Annotated in this window: 15 protein-coding genes and 1 pseudogene; 2 read left to right on the forward strand and 14 right to left on the reverse strand. The window is 67.3% G+C overall.

Going from position 1 to position 18,383, the window contains the following annotated elements; translation table 11 throughout:
- Positions 1 to 267: 267 nt before the first annotated feature.
- From F1D05_RS15105 to rplM, 10 genes and pseudogenes are all read right to left on the reverse strand, one after another.
- The gene (locus F1D05_RS15105; protein ID WP_185448284.1) at positions 268 to 1,272 is read right to left on the reverse strand and encodes a GNAT family N-acetyltransferase; all 1,005 of its coding nucleotides are present in this window, start codon (positions 1,270 to 1,272) and stop codon (positions 268 to 270) included.
- Between the two features lie 75 nt (positions 1,273 to 1,347).
- Positions 1,348 to 2,253, reverse strand: coding sequence for an N-acetylmuramic acid 6-phosphate etherase (locus tag F1D05_RS15110; protein ID WP_185448285.1), 906 nt, complete (start codon positions 2,251 to 2,253; stop codon positions 1,348 to 1,350).
- Between the two features lie 32 nt (positions 2,254 to 2,285).
- Positions 2,286 to 3,188 (reverse strand): MurR/RpiR family transcriptional regulator, encoded by a 903-nt coding sequence (locus tag F1D05_RS15115; RefSeq protein WP_185448286.1) that lies wholly within the window; start codon positions 3,186 to 3,188, stop codon positions 2,286 to 2,288.
- 35 nt (positions 3,189 to 3,223) lie between these two features.
- The gene (locus F1D05_RS15120) at positions 3,224 to 4,948 is read right to left on the reverse strand and encodes a serine hydrolase domain-containing protein (protein WP_246486714.1); all 1,725 of its coding nucleotides are present in this window, start codon (positions 4,946 to 4,948) and stop codon (positions 3,224 to 3,226) included.
- Positions 4,945 to 6,237, reverse strand: a complete 1,293-nt coding sequence (locus tag F1D05_RS15125) for an exo-beta-N-acetylmuramidase NamZ family protein (RefSeq protein WP_185448287.1) — start codon at positions 6,235 to 6,237, stop codon at positions 4,945 to 4,947. The genes F1D05_RS15120 and F1D05_RS15125 overlap by 4 nt, the downstream gene beginning before the upstream one ends.
- 7 nt (positions 6,238 to 6,244) lie before the next feature.
- Positions 6,245 to 8,068: a glycoside hydrolase family 3 protein gene (locus F1D05_RS15130; RefSeq protein ID WP_185448288.1), complete on the reverse strand. Its 1,824-nt coding sequence runs from the start codon at positions 8,066 to 8,068 to the stop codon at positions 6,245 to 6,247.
- A gap of 480 nt (positions 8,069 to 8,548) precedes the next feature.
- Positions 8,549 to 9,775, reverse strand: a complete 1,227-nt coding sequence (locus F1D05_RS38870) for a hypothetical protein (RefSeq protein ID WP_206686223.1) — start codon at positions 9,773 to 9,775, stop codon at positions 8,549 to 8,551.
- Positions 9,776 to 10,043: 268 nt separating this feature from the next.
- Positions 10,044 to 11,391: pseudogene (glmM, locus tag F1D05_RS15140) on the reverse strand (phosphoglucosamine mutase).
- A 7-nt stretch (positions 11,392 to 11,398) separates the two neighbouring features.
- Positions 11,399 to 11,920 carry a 30S ribosomal protein S9 gene (gene rpsI / locus F1D05_RS15145; protein WP_185448289.1) on the reverse strand — a complete coding sequence of 174 codons (522 nt, stop codon included), beginning with the start codon at positions 11,918 to 11,920 and terminating at the stop codon, positions 11,399 to 11,401.
- A 37-nt stretch (positions 11,921 to 11,957) separates the two neighbouring features.
- Positions 11,958 to 12,401 (reverse strand): 50S ribosomal protein L13, encoded by a 444-nt coding sequence (rplM, locus tag F1D05_RS15150; RefSeq protein WP_185448290.1) that lies wholly within the window; start codon positions 12,399 to 12,401, stop codon positions 11,958 to 11,960.
- A 287-nt stretch (positions 12,402 to 12,688) separates the two neighbouring features.
- Here rplM and F1D05_RS15155 point away from each other — a divergent pair, with 287 nt between their 5' ends.
- Positions 12,689 to 13,975: a citrate synthase gene (locus F1D05_RS15155; RefSeq protein ID WP_246486715.1), complete on the forward strand. Its 1,287-nt coding sequence runs from the start codon at positions 12,689 to 12,691 to the stop codon at positions 13,973 to 13,975.
- On the opposite strand, the gene F1D05_RS15160 is transcribed toward F1D05_RS15155, so the two are convergent.
- Complete coding sequence (locus F1D05_RS15160; protein ID WP_246486716.1) at positions 13,927 to 14,490, reverse strand: nuclear transport factor 2 family protein; 564 nt, start codon at positions 14,488 to 14,490, stop codon at positions 13,927 to 13,929. The genes F1D05_RS15155 and F1D05_RS15160 overlap by 49 nt on opposite strands.
- A 133-nt stretch (positions 14,491 to 14,623) precedes the next feature.
- Between F1D05_RS15160 and F1D05_RS15165 the strand changes: the two genes are divergently transcribed.
- Positions 14,624 to 15,175: a TetR/AcrR family transcriptional regulator gene (locus F1D05_RS15165; protein ID WP_185448292.1), complete on the forward strand. Its 552-nt coding sequence runs from the start codon at positions 14,624 to 14,626 to the stop codon at positions 15,173 to 15,175.
- Positions 15,176 to 15,369: 194 nt separating this feature from the next.
- On the opposite strand, the gene F1D05_RS15170 is transcribed toward F1D05_RS15165, so the two are convergent.
- The 3 genes from F1D05_RS15170 to F1D05_RS15180 are packed head-to-tail and all read right to left on the reverse strand — an operon-like array spanning position 15,370 to position 18,371.
- A complete protein-coding gene (locus tag F1D05_RS15170) occupies positions 15,370 to 17,052 on the reverse strand; it encodes an ABC-F family ATP-binding cassette domain-containing protein (RefSeq protein WP_185448293.1) in 1,683 nt (560 codons plus the stop codon).
- 46 nt (positions 17,053 to 17,098) lie between these two features.
- Positions 17,099 to 17,857 carry a hypothetical protein gene (locus tag F1D05_RS15175; RefSeq protein ID WP_185448294.1) on the reverse strand — a complete coding sequence of 253 codons (759 nt, stop codon included), beginning with the start codon at positions 17,855 to 17,857 and terminating at the stop codon, positions 17,099 to 17,101.
- Positions 17,850 to 18,371, reverse strand: coding sequence for a SigE family RNA polymerase sigma factor (locus F1D05_RS15180; RefSeq protein ID WP_246486717.1), 522 nt, complete (start codon positions 18,369 to 18,371; stop codon positions 17,850 to 17,852). Before F1D05_RS15180 ends, F1D05_RS15175 begins: the two co-directional genes overlap by 8 nt.
- Positions 18,372 to 18,383: the final 12 nt, after the last annotated feature.

The raw sequence follows: 18,383 nt of genomic DNA on the forward strand, positions 1-18,383 counted from the left end.
ATCGAGATGTCCCGCTATGGACCGAAAGTGATGACTCCACTACCGTTCGCGTTGATACATATCGGGCTTTTCGTCGCACCCCCGATTGGGGCTGCCGCTCCATTTCCAAAGCGGCCGAACTCAAGCATTCGCTTCGTTTCCAAACCGGTCAATTTGTGACAACGGGTTAGGAAATAACAACGGAAGGGATCCCGCAAAGGGGATCCCTTCCGACCGTCAAGCAAGCATTTTCCGGACTGTTCCAGATTAATCCGGGCGAACTTTTTTTCAAATTCGGCGCTGCAGCTCCTGGGCCAGCTCCACCGGCCGGTAGCCGAGCGTCGCGTTGACGGCGTTCATCGCCGTGTTCTGCTCGGCGTTCCAGGTGTGCACGATCCGCCGCTCGGAGTGGCTGCGCTGCAGTTCGGTGTGGTTGCGGACCTTCAGCGCCAGTCCGAGCCGGTGGCCCCGATGAGCCGGCGAGACCAACGTGCCCCACTGGTACGCGTTGCGCGCATCATGGACGCCGACGTACAGCTCGGTGTGACCGGCCAGCGTGCCGTCGGGAGCCACCGCGACGGTGATCCAGCCATTGCGCCCCTGGTCGATGCTCTGCTGCTCGACCACCCGGACCCTGGCCGCGTCGTAAGTCTGCGCCTCCAGCTCCAGCTCACCCATCGGCGCTTCGAGGTTGAACGTCGCCTGGAGAGCCGCGTAGGCGTCCACATATTCGTCGGGGCAGCGGTTCTGCCAGCTGACCAGCTCGTAGCCCTGATGATGCTCAGCGGCCTTCGCAGCGAGCCCGGCGAGGAAGTCCTCGGCGAGCGGCAGCTCCAGCACCCGGTGCACCTCGACATTGGCAACCGTCAGCCCGTGGGCCGCCGCGAACGCCTGTCCGGCGGTCTGCTCCCCATCGATGGGCACGTCGATCGCGGACTGGAGAACTGTCCGCCCGAAGGCCGCCGCGCGCTCCTCGAGCATCCCGGCCAGGGCGGTCCCGTAGCCCTGCCGACGCACGTCGGCCCGGACCCCGATGGCGACCTCGACCAGGGCCGTGTTGTCCTTCATCGGCAGCTCGAGATACATCGTGCCGGCGATCGCCCCGGCGTCGTCCCGGACGGCCCAGAGCTCCTTGTCCGAGTAGGGACTCTCCGCCAGCATGCCGACCCGCATCTCCTCGCGGGCCCAGCTGACGGGGAACTCCCGCCCTTCGTCCTGCGCCGCCCGGTGGACGTCGTACCAGGCATCGAAGACTTCGGCATCGCGCGGATCGATCCGCTCAGAGGTACTCACTCTCGTCACTGTAGAGACGAGAGGGCTGCGGCCTCCAACCGTTTTACCGATCCCGGGATCGAACGCTTGAAGAACTCAGGCGGTGTCGGAGCGTGCCGTGGTCAGCTGCCCGAGGGCCAGCGCGACCCGGCCACCGGTCTCTTCCAGAGCCTGGCGTGCGTCCGGCACAGGGCTGCCGGTGAGCAGATGCACCAGAGCGGGCTTCAGTTCGCCATCAGCGGCCGCCAGCGCAGCCGCGCAGGCGTCCGGATCGGCGCCGGTCGCCTCAGCCAGGATCCGCAGCATCCGGCCGCGAAGCTTGTTGTTGGTGGCAACCATGTCGACCATCAGGTTCGACCAGGTCCGGCCGAGCTTGATCATCAGCGTGGTGGAGAAGGCGTTCAGGATCATCTTCTGCGCGGTGCCCGCCTTCAGCCGGGTGGAGCCCGCGATCGCCTCGGGACCGGTGTCCGGCGCGATCAGGATGTCCGCGTACGCCGCCAGCGGGGCCGCCGGGTTCGACGTCACCAGCGCCGTGGTGGCACCGACTGCCCGGGCCGCACCCAACGCGCCCGCGACGTACGGCGTAGTACCGGAGGCTGCCAGGCCGATGACCAGGTCCTTGCCGGTCACCCCGGCGGCATCGGCGGCGCCGCCTTCCTCGGAGTCCTCGACGTTCTCGACGGCACGCAGCAGTGCTTCCATCCCGCCCGCGTGATGGGCGACCACCAGATCGTCCGGCGCGTGGAAGGTCGGCAACAACTCGGCGGCGTCGAGGACGGCCAGCCGACCGGAGGTCCCGGCGCCGAAGTAGTGCACCCGGCCGCCGTTCCGGATGGCCTCGACGCCGGCGTCCACCACCCGCGCGAGCTCAGGGATCACAGCACTGACGGCGCCCGCGACTCTGGCGTCCTCCGCGTTCACCATCCGGAGGATCTCGGTGGTGCCCACCGCATCGATCGCGAGCGTCCTGGGGTTGCGCTGCTCCGTGGGTGTGATCACAGCTACGATGTTAGTTTTCTACTGAAGATTTTTCAATTCTGTTGATCATTGACAGGACCTTTGACCCGGTGCCCGCGGACGGCGTTGGCGGTCGCCTCGAGCGCCTTCTGAGCGTCCGGCAGCACCAGCTGGGCCACCCCGATGAACAAACAGTCGATCACCGTCAGTTGCGCGATCCGGCTCGACATCGCGCCGGATCGGTATGTCGTCTCGCGGGCGGCGGTGGTCAGCACCAGATCCGCCGTGTGCGCGAGCGGCGAGCGGGGGAAGTTCGTCACCGCGACCGTGGTGGCGCCGTGCTTGGCCGCCTCCTCGACCGCCTCGATCACCTCGACCGTGGTGCCGGTATGGGAGATCCCGATCGCCACGTCGCCCTCACCGAGCAGCGCCGCGCTGGTCAGCGCCACGTGCACGTCCGACCAGGCGAACGCCACCCGGCGGATCCGGTGCAGTTTCTGCTGCAGGTCGAGCGCGACGAAGGAGCTGGCCGCGGATCCGTACAGGTCGACACGCGGCGCCTTGGCGACCGCTGCGACGACCTTGGCCAACGATTCCACGTCTAGCTGCTGCGCGGTCTCCCGGACCGCCCGCTCGTCCGCGAAGGCGACCTTGCCGACCACGTCCGCGAGCGAGTCCCCTGGTTCGATGTCGCCACCGACCCCGGGCCTGATGTTCTCCGTGGCCGACTGGGCCGCCAACTGCAGGCGGAGCTGCGGATAGCCGGGAACGCCGATCTGCTTGCAGAACCGGATGACCGTGGTCTCCGAGGTGGATGCCACCTCGGCCAGTTCGGAGATCGTCATCGCCGCCACTCCGCCCGGGTCCGCGAGGACCGCGTTCGCCACCCGCTGCTCGGCCGGCGCCAGCGCGGGCATCACCGCGCGGACCCGGACCAGCAGCGGCCCCGTGGGTTCTGGAGAGGTAACTGAAGTCATGACGCCACCGTACGGCGACTAAGCACCCAATGGGGTCACCGACGCGAAAGTCTCCAACCCGAAGCGGAAAATGATTCAGGTGTCCGTTCGCCGTCGAAAAGCACCTGGCGGCCGGCGCTGATCTTGACCCCGTCCACGTAGACGCCACGGCCTTGGTAGAGCGGGTCCGACGTATAGCGCCAACGCAGCGTCTGCTGGCCCGTTCCGAGCTCTGCCGACACCTGATGCCAGTGCCGGTCGCCGGAGCCGCTGATCGACCCGTCCGTGTCGATCACGGTCCCGCGATCCATCACGGTGAAGGGCACCTTGGTCCAGGTGGTCCCGTCGGCCGAGGTCTCCAGATACAGCAGATCCGAGTCCTCGGTGTCGACGAACAGGTCGAAGGCGAGCTTCGCACCGCCGGCCGGCACGGCGACAGGCACCGCGAGCGTCGTAGTACTGGCGTCTGTCGTCCCGGAGAACCACGCGTCCTTGCCGTGCTGCGGACCCACTCCCAAGGAGAGAGCCAGACCTTGTACTACGGCGCGCCGCGCGGGGTTGTTGCTGCCCCAGTTGCGGCTCGGGTGCACCCGGTTGGTGAGCAGGATCGCGAACGAGCGGGAGTCGAAGTCGATCACGATCGACGTCCCGGTGTAGCCGGTGTGCCCCGCCGTACGGGGTCCTGACAGGCCGCCCATGTACCACCGCTGGTTCAGCTCGAAACCGAGCCCGTGATCGTTGCCCGGGAAGCCCTGGTTGAAGTTGGTGATCATCGCGGTGACGGAGCCGTCCTTGAGGATCCGCGCGCCGCGATAGCTACCGCCGTTCAGGAAGGTCTGGGCGAGGACGGCCAGGTCGTCCGCAGTACTGAAGACGCCCGCGTGACCGGCGACGCCGCCGAGCGACCAGGCGTTCTCGTCGTGCACCGAACCCCAGACCATCCCGCGCGGCGGAGCCGTCTGGTACTCCGTGGCGGCGATCCGCGGCTTCTTCTTCTCGTCCGGGTTGTAGCCGGTGTCGCGCATCTGCAGCGGCTTGGTGATGCCGTCGGCTACCAGCTTGTCCAGGGTCTTGCCGGTGACCCGGTGCGCGAGCTCACCGAGCGAGATCAGGTTCAGGTCGGAGTACAGATAGGTGCTGCCCGGTGGGTTCTTCAGCTTCGCGGTGAGCGCCTCCCGCAGGCGGAGCTCCGGTGTGGGCTGATCACTCCACAACGGCAGGAATGCGGGCAGGCCGGTGGTGTGCGTGAGCGCCTGCCGGACGGTGATCGCGGCTTTGCCGTTCTCGGCGAACTCCGGAACGTACGTCGCGATCGGGGTGTCGAGATCGACCTTGCCCTTCTCGACCAATTGCAGGATCACGATCGAGGTGAAGAGCTTGGACACCGACGCCAGGTCGAAAATGGTGTCGTTCCGCATCGGGATCTGCTGGTCCGCGGGGAGTTCTGTTCCGCTGCCGTCGGAGTACTTCAGCGCCATCCCGGTCGCGTTGCGGGTGACGATCTTGCCGTCGTGGCCGAGCAGCGTGACGGCACCGGCGTACAAGGGATGGACGGTGCCCGACGGCTTGGTCCAGCCCGCGACCTGGGCCAGCGCGGCGTCGATCGGGGCGGGGTCGAGGCCGGCCTTGCCCGGAGTCGAGTCCCGCAGCAGGGTGGACTTCGGCGCGTACCCGTCGTACGGGTGGTCGAAGCGGCCAGATTTGTTGCCGGAGGCAATCGCAGGGGTGGTCATGGTGAGCATCAGGGTAGAGGTTAGCGCGATCAGTTTGACCAGCTTCACCGGTGATCTCCCTTGTAGAGCAGGTACTTCGCGCGCCGGTCGGTCCAGGCGTCCGTTTCGGCCTGCCAGGCGGCGACGATCGCCTCGGCCGTGGCACCGCCGTCGAGCATGGTGCGGAACCGGTCCGAGCCGGAGAGCAGATCGATCCACCGGCCGGGCGGGTTGTCACCAGTACGCCAGGCGAAACCCGGGTACAGCTTCTTGGCCTCGACGATCATGTGCGTCGCGGCCAGGATCGCCTCGGCCCGGTGCGGATCGGTGATCTGGACCTGGACACCCCCGCACAGCACGTTCGCGTTCTTGCTGATGAACGGGGTGAAGTAGGCCTCGCGGAAATCGACACCTGGGATGTTCTTGGCCTGCAACGCCTCGGCCCACCGATAGTCGACGTACGGGGCGCCGATCAGCTCGAACGGTCGCGTGGTGCCGCGACCTTCGGACATGTTGGTCGACTCGAACAGACACAGGCCCGGGTAGAGCAACGCGGTGTCCGGCGTCGGCATGTTCGGACTCGGCATCACCCAGGTCAGCCCGGTGTCGGCGTACAGCTGATCGCGCTTCCAGCCCTTGACCTCGATGACCTGCAGTTCCTTGAGCCGGGCGCCGTTCGTGTCCAGCGGCAGGTACTCCGCGTTGAACAGCCGGGCCAGCTCGCCGACGGTCATCCCATGCTGCTGGATGATCTCCCGCTTGCCGACGCCCGAGGTGAACCCCGGCTTCAGCATCGGGCCGCGGGCGTAGCCGCCGGTCGGGTTCGGCCGGTCCAGTACGACGAAGCGCGCGCCGGTGCGGACGGCGGCGAGCATCGCTTCGTACATGGTCCAGATGTAGGTGTAGAACCGCGCGCCGACGTCCTGGATGTCGAAGACGACGGTCTCGACGCCGGACTTCGCATAGAGCGTGGCGAGCTTGTCCGCGGCCGCGCCGTACGCGTCGTAGACCATGATCCCGGTGCGTGGGTCGACATGGTCACCCTCGGAACCGCCCGCTTGGGCGCTACCGCGGAAACCGTGCTCGGGGCCGAAGACCGCGACGACGTTGACCTTGCCGGACGCGTGCATGGTGTCGACGATGTGGCTCAGGTCGTCGAGGATGCCGGTCGGGTTGCTGATCACGCCGATCTTCTGGCCGGCGAGCGCCTTCCAGTCGTCGTTCGCCAGCGCCTGGGCGCCGGTCATGACCGTCTTCTGCTTGGCTTCCTGCGCTTGTGCTGCTTGTGCTGCGGCTATGTCGATCAGCGGGGCGGCCGCGAGGGCGCCGGCTCCGGCGAGCAGGGAACGTCTCTTCATGGTTGGGTCACCAGCTCAATCCGTGGCCGAAGGGGTACAAGGGCGTCTGCGGCTGGCCCGCGACCGGGATGTCGACAGGGAGCTTGCCTGTCGGGGCGATCTCGCCGTACAGGACCTTGGTCAGCGACTCCATCGAGACAGCCGCGTAGCCGTAGGTGGCCAGGTATGTCGGCGCTTGGTCGAAGTACGCAATGTCGTACGGGTCGCGGACAGCCACGACGATGACGGTCTTGCCGGTGGCCAGCAGGTCCTTCACGAGCTTCTGCTGCTTGGCCAGCTTGTCCGTCACCTTCGTGTCCCACGCCTTCTGGGTGAGCACCACGGTCACGTCGTTGGCCTGCGCCTTCGTGACCGCGTCGGCAATCGCGGCGTCCGTCGGTGCGGCACCGGTCTGAGCGACCGTCGTGGTCGCACCTCGCGTGGTGAGACTGTTCGCCAGCGATTGGGTCGTGGTGACGCCCCAGCCGGTGACCAGGATGCTGCGCGAGGTCTTGCTCAGCGGCAGGGTGCTGGTGTTGTTCTTGACCAGCGTGATGCTCTTGTCGACGATCTTCTGCGCGGTCGCCAGGCTGGCCGGCGTACCGACTGTGGTCGCGATCTTCGCGGGGTCGACGAACGGCTGGAACAGGACGCCGTTCTTGATCTTCATCAACAGCACCCGGAGCACGCTCTCGTTGATCTGGCGCTCGCTGATGCGGCCCGACTTCACCGCGTCGACGACCGCCTTGAACTGCACGTCCGGAGCCGGCGGCAGCAGCACCTGGTCGGCGCCGGCCTCGATCGCGCGAACGGCCACCTCGGCGTCGCCGTACTTGGCCCGGACCGCCGCCATCTCGAGTGCGTCGGTGACGATCAGACCCTTGAACCCGAGCTCGCCACGCAGTACGCCGGTCAGGATCGGCTTGCTCAGCGTCGCCGGGTCACCGGACGGGTCGAGCGACGGGACGACGATGTGCGCGGTCATGATCGAGTCGATGCCGGCCTTGATCGCGGCCTTGAACGAGGGCGCATCGATCGTGTTCCACTGCTCGCGGGTGTGGTTGATCGTCGGCAGCGCGGTGTGGCTGTCGTCGACGGTGTCGCCGTGGCCTGGGAAGTGCTTCGCGGTCGCGGCGATGCCGGCGTCGTTCTGGTAGCCCTGCACCTGGGCGACGACCATGTCCGACACCAGCTTCGGGTCGGAGGAGAACGACCGTACGCCGATGACGGGGTTGAGCGCGTTGACGTTGACGTCGGCGACCGGGGCGTAGTCCTCGCGGATGCCCATCGCCTTCAGCTCGTGGCCGGTGATCCCTGCCGCGGTCCGGGCGTCGGCGGTGTCGCGGGTCGCGCCGTGGGCCATGTTGCCGCCGAACTGGGTGGCGGGCGGGCCGATCCGGACGACGACGCCTTGCTCCTGGTCGGTCGCGATGGTCAGCGGGAGGTGCAGACCGGTTTTGACGGCTGCTGTTTGGAGCTGGTTCGAGTACGTCGCGAGCTGGGTCGGGTTCTGCACGTTGTCGCGCGCGTTGAAGTAGATCCAGCCGCCCGGGTGGTACTTCGCGACCACCTCGGCGGGTGTCGCCACGCCGTACAGGGCGGTGTTGCGCGCGTCAGGCGTCGCGGCGTCCGGACCGTAGGCGAACAACACGAACAGCTGCCCGATCTTGTCCTCCAGCGACATGCCCTGGACGGCCTTCGTCGCCTGCTGCAGACTGCTGATCTGCGCCGGCTTCGGCGGTTGGGCACTCTTGGACTCAGGCAATGGCGCGCTGACCGCGACGGCGGGCACGAGGGCTCCGACGGTCGCGGTGGCAAGGCTGGCAATAGCGAAGCGGCGCAAGGCGGACATATCCGACCCCTCAGGTAATTGAATTACGATCGTGCCCCCGCACGCGAAAGTTACCCACGCGATCGACCGCCGGTCAAGGGCAAACCCCAACCTCATCCAACACGCCCCGCACACCCCCAGCAACCCACAGCACCCCCCAAACGCTTGAACTACACCCCACGCACCTCCTCCGTCGCCACTCCCACCCACCCCTGTCCCGCCGCTCCTGCGTCGCGGCTCGCTGCCGGGTGCGGGTTGCTTGGGCTGGGCTGAAGGCGGACTCGGAGAATGCGCCGCATCCAAAGGGCACTCCAGCCGGACAGCGGGGGCAGCTAGATCAGCTGGCCGGGAAACGGCAAAGCCCCTGGGCGTACCCAGGGGCTTTGAAATACCGGAACCTTGGCAGTGTGGCCTGCCCGCAAGCGGACTACCAGGGACTGACCCAAGGTCTTCGTTCTCTACATTACATGCCCGCGGCAGATGCCGAGACCCTGCAACAGGTCAGGGATTGGGCAATGGTTGCGGGCAGCTCTGCAGGAGCTCGGCCACCCTGCTCTGATCAGCGACCCAGGAAGACAGATCTTGGTCGACGAAGGCGAGCAGCCGGAGCATTTCGTCGTGGAGTTCACGAAGCGGCGCCGTCCAGATGCGCTCGTGGTGCGCAAGCCTGTTCCGGAAGTCGTGAAGCCGAATGACTGGGAGCTCGACCGTCTCCCGCGCACGGTCCGGCGCATGCGGAAAGGCACCGGCCAGATCCGGCCAGAGGTTCGAGCTGTAACGGCGCGCCAGCAGGTAGCGCCAGAATCCGAAGCCCAACTCGGCGATAGTCTGACCATCGCCGACAGGCTTGGATTTGCGGACGGCACGCCGACGGGCGCTGAGGATGTCATCTCGGCTGTGGGGGTCCAGTTCATGGAAGGGATCGTCCAGCCACGAACCTCGCCTGCGCATGCGGCGGTGCCGATCGCTCATCCTGGCGGCGAGGGCATTCCGAAGTGCGATCTCGAGATAGCCGATCACCTCCCACATCGCTGCGGCCATCGCATTGTTCCAGCGGTAGAACTCCAAGGCCGCCCGCTCGCTCCCGCCACAGTGCTGGAGATAGCCAATGAACCGCGGCCTTCCGAACAGTTGCCTTGCACGCCGGGTGACGACCTCAAAAATGGCGTTCGACGCCGGGTCGAGCGCCACCGCCCGGGCGACCACAGCCGCCAGCGTTCGCGGAGAGACACTGGCGGTGTTCAAGGTCAGATCGAACATCCCCGGATCAGCGACACGCAACTCGCGCTGGACCTCGTCCCATACTTTCAGGTGCCCGCCGCCGGACGAGAGGTCAGCTTGAGCGAGGCGCTGCTCGCTTACTTCTCGCGGACACCAGAGGCAGACCACAAACCAGGTGACAGATAGACCTGCTGCCAGCAGGGCGCTGATGCCCGCAGCCTGCCGTAGCTGAACAATCGGAACCAGACCATCGGACACCTGCTCAAGCAGCGCCGGCCGATCGATGCCGTAGAGCACATCACCCCGGCTGCTCAGGTAGACGAGCTGTCCTGCGTCATCGATGGCGGCCAGTTGTTCGAGAGAAACGAGCCGACATCCGGCTGAACGCCCGGCGCCGACCTTCAGCCGTTGAAACCGGACGAATCGTGAGTCGAGCTCACCCAGTGCCTGTGTGACGGTGTCCAATCCTGCTGCAGGCGGACCATAAAGGACGAGACCAGTGCGCACGGAGAGTAACCCTAGGCCCGCTTCGGCAACGTACTCGGCCGTTATCCACTACTTGCCCCACGATGCCCCAACCTGCCCCTCTTTTAAGAACGGAGCGCCTCCGGCATGGGCCTGCTACTAGCCCGAAAGCGGCCTGCGCCCTGGGCACGAGCCGCGACGGAGGAGCGGCGGACCGGGGTGGGTGGGAGCTGCGACGGAGGAGCCGCGTGGGCGTAGGACGACAAACCCCGCTGACGGCAGAGCGGTCAGCGGGGTTTGGGGGGTGTGGTCAGAGCTTGAGGGAGGTGGCTACTACGTCGGCCAGGTCGTGGGCTACCTCGGCCGCGGTGGCTGAGGATTCGGCTTCGACCATGACTCGGACGAGGGGTTCCGTGCCGGAGGGGCGGAGGAGGACTCGCCCGGTGTCGCCCAGGCGGGCTGTGGCGGCAACTACGGCGGGCCTGGACGGTGGGGTCCGTGCCGGCGCGGGACTTGTCGACGCCGGGGACGTTGACGAGGATCTGCGGGAGGCGGGTCATCACGGCGGCCAGGTCGGCCAGTGACTTGCCGGTCTGAGCGACCCGGGCCAGCAGCATGACGGCGGTGAGGGTGCCGTCGCCGGTGGTGGCGTGATCGGACAGGATCACGTGCCCGGACTGTTCGCCGCCGAGCTTGTGGCCGCCTGCCTTCATCGCTTCCAGGACGTAACGGTCGCCGACCTTGGTCTGCTCGACCGCGATCTGCTCCCGGACCATCGCCTGGACGAAGCCGAGGTTGCTCATCACGGTCGCCACGACGGTGTCGTTGAACAGCCGGCCGCTGTCGCGCATGGCCAGGGCCAGGATCGCGAGGATCTGGTCACCGTCGACCAACTCACCGGCCCCGTCGACGGCCAGGCAGCGATCGGCGTCGCCGTCGAGCGCGATGCCGAGGTCGGCACGGTGGCCGATCACCTCACGGCGCAGCCCCTCCATGTGGGTGGAGCCGCACTCGAGGTTGATGTTCAGGCCGTCCGGCGAAGCGCCGTACGTGATCACCTCGGCGCCGAGGCGACGCAGGGCCTCCGGGGCGGTCAGCGAGGCGGCGCCGTTGGCGCAGTCGACGACGACCTTGACGCCGTCGAACCGGTTCGGGGCGGACCGGACCAGGTGCGAGACATAGGTCTCGAAGCCCTGCCCGTCGTCCAGGACCCGGCCGACAGCCGAGCCGGTCGGACGCTGCCACTCCTCGCCGACGCGGACCTCGATGGCGTCCTCGATCACGTCGTCGAGCTTGATCCCGCCGCGGGCCAGGAACTTGATGCCGTTGTCGGGCATCGGGTTGTGGCTGGCGGACAGCATCACGCCGAGGTCCGAGCCGGTCGAACCGGTCAGATAGGCGACGGCCGGGGTCGGCAGCACGCCGAGCCGGACGACATCGACGCCGGCACTGGCCAGACCGGCCACCACGGCGGCTTCCAGGAACTCACCACTGGCACGCGGATCCCGGCCCACAACGGCGCGTGGCCGGTGCCCTTCGAAGGCACCGGCCTCGCCGAGTACGTGAGCGGCAGCGACCGACAGGTCGAGTGCCAGCTCCGCGGTCAGGTCCACGTTCGCCAGGCCACGGACGCCGTCCGTGCCGAACAAACGCGACATCAGGTGATCAGCGCTTGCTGTACTGCGGAGCCTTACGGGCCTTCTTGAGACCGGCCTTCTTACGCTCCTTGATCCGCGCGTCGCGGCTGAGCAGACCGGCCTTCTTCAGACCAGGCCGGTTCGCCTCCTCGTCGGCGGCGTTCAGGCAACGGGCGATCCCCAGCTGCAGCGCACCGGCCTGGCCGGTGATGCCGCCGCCGTTGATCCGCGCGATGACGTCGTACGAGCCCTCGAGCCCGGCGACGACGAACGGCTCGTTGACGTGCTGCTGGTGCACCTTGTTCGGGAAGTACACGTCGATCGGCTTGCCGTTGACGGTGATGGTGCCCGTCCCCGGGATGAGGCGGACGCGAGCGACGGCCTCCTTGCGGCGGCCGGTCGCGCCGGCCGGGTTGATCACCGCGACGCGACCGGACTCGGCGCGCTGCTCCGGGCTCGGGTTCGTCTCGGAGGTGTAGGCGACCGGACCCTCGGTGTCGATGGGCACCTCGGTGTCGAGGTCTGCGGTCTCGGTGGTGATGTCGCTCACGCTGGGAATCCTCGTTTAACTGGCTCGTCGACCGCTACTACTGAGCGATCTGGGTGATCTCGAACGTCTTCGGCTGCTGGGCCGTGTGCGGGTGCTCCGGACCGGCGTAAACCTTCAGCTTGCCGAGCAGCTGCCGGCTGAGACGGTTCTTCGGGAGCATGCCCCAAACAGCCTTCTCGACGGCCTTGCGAGGGTCCTTGTCGAGGATCTCGCCGACCGGCGTGGCGGTCAGACCACCCGGGTGACCCGAGTGGCGGTAGGCCAGCTTGTCGGTCCGCTTCTTGCCGGACAGGCTGATCTTCGAGGCGTTGATGACGACGACGAAGTCACCCCCGTCCATGTGCGGAGCGAACGTCGGCTTGTGCTTGCCGCGCAGCAGGGTTGCGATCTGGACGGCGAGCCGACCGAGCACGACGTCGGTGGCGTCGATCACATGCCACTCACGAGTGAGGTCAGCAGGCTTCGGGCTGTACGTGCGCACGGTCGTTGACCTTCGTTTCTCAGAGGTTGACAAATAAGTACGTCGGCGAGCGGTCCGCCATACCCCATTGCAACCGGGAACAGACCTAGAAACGCACAACGACAGCCCAGAATACCGGCGCGGGAGCCTTTGGGTCAAAGTGAGCCCGAGCCAGCTGGGCACCCCGGCTTGGAACGAGCTGAGGACCGCACTAGTTTAGCCGTGAAGATTGCAGTCCGATCCGCGTCCCGCCGGCGACGATAACCCTCACTCTCCGGGCGATGACGCCAGCTTGCAAAGAGGGCATTGTGACCGAACAGTCGCTCACCGTCCGGGACAACCGGACCGGCAAGGACTACGACCTTGCCATCACCGATGGCACTATCCGTGCCGCCGATCTCAAGCAGATCAGCGCAGCCGAGGGCGACGGTGGCCTGGCCACCTACGACCCGGGCTTCGTCAACACCGCCTCCACCCGCTCGTCCGTCACCTTCATCGACGGCGACAAGGGCATCCTCGAGTACCGCGGCTACCCGATCGAGCAGCTCGCGGAGCAGTCCAACTACCTAGAGGTCGCGTACCTCCTGGTGAACGGGAAGCTCCCGAACAAGGCCGAGTACGAGGGCTGGGCGCACGACGTGACTTATCACACGTTCGTGCACGAGAACCTGAAGACCTTCATGCAGGGCTTCCGGTACGACGCGCACCCGATGGGCATGCTGCTCGCCTCGGTCGGTGCGCTGTCCACCTTCTACCCGGAGTCGCGCGACATCTTCGACGAGGAGTCGCGGGCGCTGCAGATCCGCCGGATGATCGCCAAGATGCCGACGCTGGGCGCCTTCGCCTTCCGGCACGCGCAGGGCAAGCCGTACGTCTACCCCGACAACGAGCTCAGCTACGCGGCGAACTTCCTGTCGATGCTGTTCAAGATGAGCGAGCCGAAGTACGCCGCCGACGACCGGTTGGTGCGTGCGCTCGAGATCCTGTTCATCCTGCACGCCGACCACGAGCAGAACGCCTCCACCAACGCGGTCCGCGCGATCGGCTCGACCCAGGTCGACCCGTACTCCGCCGTCACCGGTGGCATCGCCGCCCTCTACGGCCCGCTGCACGGTGGCGCCAACGAGGCGGTGCTGAAGATGCTGCGCCGGATCGGCACGGTCGAGAACGTGCCGTCGTTCATCGAGGGCGTGAAGGCGGGCGAAGAGCGGCTGATGGGCTTCGGCCACCGGGTCTACAAGAATTACGACCCGCGCGCCAAGATCATCAAGAAGGCTGCCGACGACGTGTTCGAGGTGACGGGCATCAACCCGCTGCTGAAGATCGCCGTCGAGCTGGAGAAGATCGCGCTGGAGGACGAGTACTTCGTCTCCCGCAAGCTCTACCCGAACGTCGACTTCTACTCCGGCCTGATCTACGAGGCCCTGCAGTTCCCGCCGGAGATGTTCACCGTGCTGTTCGCCATCCCGCGTACGTCGGGCTGGCTGGCGCAGTGGGCGGAGTCGCTCGGCGACAGCGACCAGAAGATCGCCCGGCCGAAGCAGATCTACACCGGCCAGCGCGGCGTCCAGTACGTCCCGATGGGCGACCGCTGATCAGCTAGGTGATTGGAACGACCCCGGTCCGGCGTTATCGCCTCGGACCGGGGTCGTTTGCGCTGCTGGCGACTACGACGCGGGCCGGGCCGCCCAGCGGTTCCCGCCAGTACGGCGATCAACTCGTCCAGCTGACCGCGGGCGCGGGACATCGCGACATGGTCGATGTAGTCGCGCGACTCGACAACGAGGCCGTCGCGGACCCGTAGTACGAACACACAGGGGACGGTGAACGGCTCGCCCGTCTCGATCGCGGTGCCGGCGTAGTCGAACTCCGCCACGATCACCTCCGGATCCAGCGTCTCGTGGATCCGCAGGTTGGCCGGTTCGAACCGGACCGCCCCGGCGACCCGCGGCCCCACGCCCCCGAAGTGCTCGCGGAGCGCGTCCCGGGACAGCAAAGGCTTGTCCCCGTACGGCGACATCGGATGCCGCACGTCGGTCTGTTCGGCGTACAAGTCGGGCAGTTCGTCGTACCGGCGGTCGCAAACACCGCGCACCAATCGCAGGAACACCTCAGTGGGAGTGATGGCGGATCCCTTCTAAACGGAGTCATTGCTCCGAATATACGGAGTAGCAACTCCGTTTACAACTTTCGTCGCCAAGCGCCGTCTCCTAGGCTGGGCGACGACCAAGGAGGCATGGCTGTTGCGAGCTGATGCGCAGGACAACCGCAAGCGGGTCCTGGCGGCGGCCGAGGAGATCTTCGGGCGGACGCCGGGCGCGTCCACCGAGGACGTGGCCAAGCTCGCCGGGGTCGGGATCGGCACCGTCTTCCGGCACTTCCCGACCAAGACCGAACTGCTCGAGGCCGTCCTCACCGTGCGGCTGGAACGGCTGCGCGATCGTGCCACCGAACTGGCCGGCGAGGCCGATGCGGGCGCCGCCTTCTTCGGGTTCTTCAGTCAGGTGGTCGCGGAGGCGTCGACCAAACTCGCGATCGCGGAGGCACTGCTCGCTTCTGGATCCGCGGCCGGTGCATCCGCCCGGAACGCGGGGGCCGGGATGCGAGAAGCATTCGGCACGCTGCTCAGCCGCGCCCAGCAGAGCGACGCGGTACGAGACGACGCGGACTTCCCGGAGGTGTATGCCTTGCTGATCGGCGCATCCCGCGGCGCGACAGCGGCGAACCTCGAACCGCTCGTTCGGGACAAGATGCTCGAAATCCTGTACGACGGCCTCCGTCCAGACCGGAGCTGATCGGGCACTAGCGTCGCTGGTCGCGTCGCCGCCGGGACTCGCCAAACAGCTCACCGGGACAGGGATCCGCGATCTCTACGTCCACACCGGCCCACTCGAGCACGACGGTTCATTGCCGCTAGCAACCGTCTCGCCCAGGGCCCAGTGGCTCGTCGACGCGGTCCACCAAGCGATGCCGAAGATCCGGGTACTGACTAACGAGCGCGTTCGACCCGGCCCTCGTCCCAGACCGGGGTCGGGGATTCGTAGACCGAACCGTCGCTGCCGAAGACCAGGTAGCGGTCGAAGCCACGGGAGAACCAGCGGTCGTGGGTGACCGCCAGCACCGTTCCGTCGAAGGCGTCGAGGCCCTCCTCCAGTGCTTCGGCCGACTCCACGTCCAGGTTGTCGGTCGGCTCGTCGAGCAGCAGCAGCGTCGCGCCGGACAACTCCAGCAGCAGGATCTGGAACCGCGCCTGCTGACCACCCGACAAACTGTCGAAGGTCTGCTCGGCGGCATGCGCCAGCTCGTACCGGTCGAGTTTGCGCGACGCCAGCTCGCGCCCCATCCCCTCCCGGTGCTCGTCGCCACGGTGCAGGATCTCCAGCAGCGTCCGGCCGAGCAACTCGGGGTGCTCGTGGGTCTGCGCGAACCAGCCCGGCCGGACCCGCGCACCGAGTTTGACGTTGCCGGTGTGCGCGACCGGCGCGAGCGGCACCTCACCGATCGGCTGGTGCTCGACGTCCGGATCCGTTCCACCGTTGGCGAGCAGTCGCAGGAAGTGCGACTTGCCGGACCCGTTCGAGCCGAGGACCGCCACGCGTTCGCCGTACCAGACCTCCAGGTCGAACGGCTTCATCAGTCCGGTCAGCTCCAGCGCGGTACTGACCACCGCGCGCTTGCCGGTCCGGCCGCCGGTCAGACGCATGCTGACCTTCTGCTCGCGCGGGATCGCCTGTGGCGGGCCGGCCTCCTCGAACTTGCGCAGCCGGGTCTGGGCCGCCTTGTAGCGAGACGCCAGCCCATCGTTGTACGCCGCCTTCTGCTTGTACATCAGCACCAGCGCCTTGAGCTTGGCCTGCTCCTCGTCCCAGCGGCGGCGCAGCTCCTCGAACCGCTCGAACCGGTGCGCGCGGGCCGCGTGGTAGGTCTTGAAACCACCACCGTGCGTCCAGATGCTGTTGCCTGCGGCACCTAGTTCGACGGTGACGATCCGGGTCGCGGTGTTGGCCAGCAGTTCGCGGTCGTGGCTGATGTAGAGCACGGTCTTCTGAGTCGCGTTGAGCTGCTCCTCGAGCCAGCGCTTGCCCGGTACGTCGAGGTAGTTGTCCGGCTCGTCGAGCATCAGTACTTCGTCCGGTCCGCGCAGCAGCGCTTCCAGGACGAGTCGCTTCTGCTCGCCGCCCGACAGGGTCTTGACCTCACGCCATCGGCAGTTGTCGTACGGGATGCCGAGTGCGCTCGTCGTACAGACGTCCCAGAGCACCTCGGCGTCGTAGCCGCCGACCTCGCCCCAGTCGGAGACGGCCTGTGCGTAGCGCAACTGGGTCTTCTCGTCGTCGGCCTCCATCATCGTCAGCTCGGCCTCGTCGAGCTTGACGGCGGCAGCCTGTACCGCGGCCGGCGCGACGCTGAGCAGCAGGTCGCGCACAGTGGACGAGTCCCGGACCGATCCGACGAACTGCCGCATCACCCCGAGCCCGCCGGAGCGGGCGATGCTGCCGCTGTGCGCTTTCAGGTCGCCGGCGATGATCCTGGTCAGCGTGGTCTTGCCGGAACCGTTGGCCCCGACCAGGGCGACCTTGGCCCCGTCCCCGACCCGGAACGTGATGTCGTCCAGCAACACCCGCCCGTCCGGCAACTCGAACCCGATCCCTGCGACATCGACGTGACCCATGCCCCCAGTCTGACCGGCCGTTCGCGGTACCGCGAACGGTTATGCCCTACCAGCCCTTCAGGTGGTCCAGGTAGATCCCGCCGGCCGGCCGGACGGTGCCCTTCATGAACAACTTCAGCGGCGCCGCGTAGAGCCCGAAGGTCTGCGAGCCGGTGAAGAAGCCGACCGACGCGCACCCGTCGTACGCGACCCAGACCTCCTTGCGCCCAAGGGCGGTGTCGAACCGGAGCACGATCGCCTCGTTGGCCTGGGCGGCGGAGGGCGCGCACTTGAACACCGGCAAGGCCGGATTCCGCTCCGGCAGCACCTTGATCGCGTCGACCACCTGTTGCGCCGTGTCGGCATTGAACTCCGCAGCGCCCAGCAGCATCGGATCGCCCGGCACAAGCCGGTAGCGGCACGCCTGGAGCCCGTAGACAGGCATCTGTACGTCGAGGCCGATCCCCGCCGGCACCGCTTCGGGACCGGGAGCTTTCTCGATCGGGTGTTGCGCCGGGCATCCTGCATCCGGTCGAGGCATCACGGGGCTGTCGAGACTGCCGTTCGCCTCCCCGGCGGCCTTGCTGTCGCCCGCACTCGTCGACACCGGCGACGGCTCACCGATAGCGCCCCAGACGCCGCCGATCGACACAGCGACCACCACAGTCGCCGCAGCGGTGATCAGCGTCTGCCGCCGGCGGCGAACCCGGCGCCGGGCGATCGCGGCCATCCCCTGGGCCCGAAGGCCGCGGGCGGAGTCCGCCTTGGTCTGGAAGGCGTCTGCGATCTTGGGGCCGAGCTCCTGCTCTGGTTCGTGCTCAGGCATCCTCGGCTCCTTCCTTGCTCAGTGTGTCCTTCAGCGACGCCAGTGCTCTGTGTACGTGCGATCTGGCCGTCGCCTCGGCGCAATGCAGCAGCTCCGCGATCTCGGCGTACGACAGCTCTTCGTAGAACCGCAGTACGACGGCGGCTCGTTGCTTGTCCGGCAGCGTGGAGCAGAGCACCCAGACGGCCTCCGCGTCGGCCCTGGCGGCTGTCCCGTCCACAGTGGGCGGCGCTGTCCGGGTCGGTTCGGCAGCAGGCGCCTCCCGGCGGCGGAAGCGGCGCCACCACGAGATGTGCGCGTTGACCACCATCCGCTTCAGGTACGCCTCTGGGTCGTCGGCGCGGCTGACCCGGCCCCAGCGGGCACAGGCCGTCGTCAGCGCGTCCTGGACGGCGTCCTCGGCCAGCGAGACGTCACCGGTCAGAACGTAGGCGAAGCGCAGCAGGGCATCGGCCCGCTCCGTGACGAACAGCTCGAAGTCGAGCGTGCCTGACTCTGCCTCTGCTGACGCCAAGGCTGCCTCCAT

This window comes from Kribbella qitaiheensis (genome assembly GCF_014217565.1).
In the GTDB taxonomy this organism is placed as follows: Bacteria; Actinomycetota; Actinomycetes; order Propionibacteriales; family Kribbellaceae; genus Kribbella; species Kribbella qitaiheensis_A.

Coding starts and splice junctions, on each gene's coding strand:
- F1D05_RS15130 (WP_185448288.1), bottom strand. CDS start 8,068: ATGTCCGCCTTGCGCCGCTTCGCTATTGCCAGCCTTGCCACCGCGACC.
- F1D05_RS15175 (WP_185448294.1), bottom strand. CDS start 17,857: ATGCCTGAGCACGAACCAGAGCAGGAGCTCGGCCCCAAGATCGCAGAC.
- F1D05_RS15170 (WP_185448293.1), bottom strand. CDS start 17,052: ATGGGTCACGTCGATGTCGCAGGGATCGGGTTCGAGTTGCCGGACGGG.
- F1D05_RS15125 (WP_185448287.1), bottom strand. CDS start 6,237: ATGAAGAGACGTTCCCTGCTCGCCGGAGCCGGCGCCCTCGCGGCCGCC.
- F1D05_RS15115 (WP_185448286.1), bottom strand. CDS start 3,188: ATGACTTCAGTTACCTCTCCAGAACCCACGGGGCCGCTGCTGGTCCGG.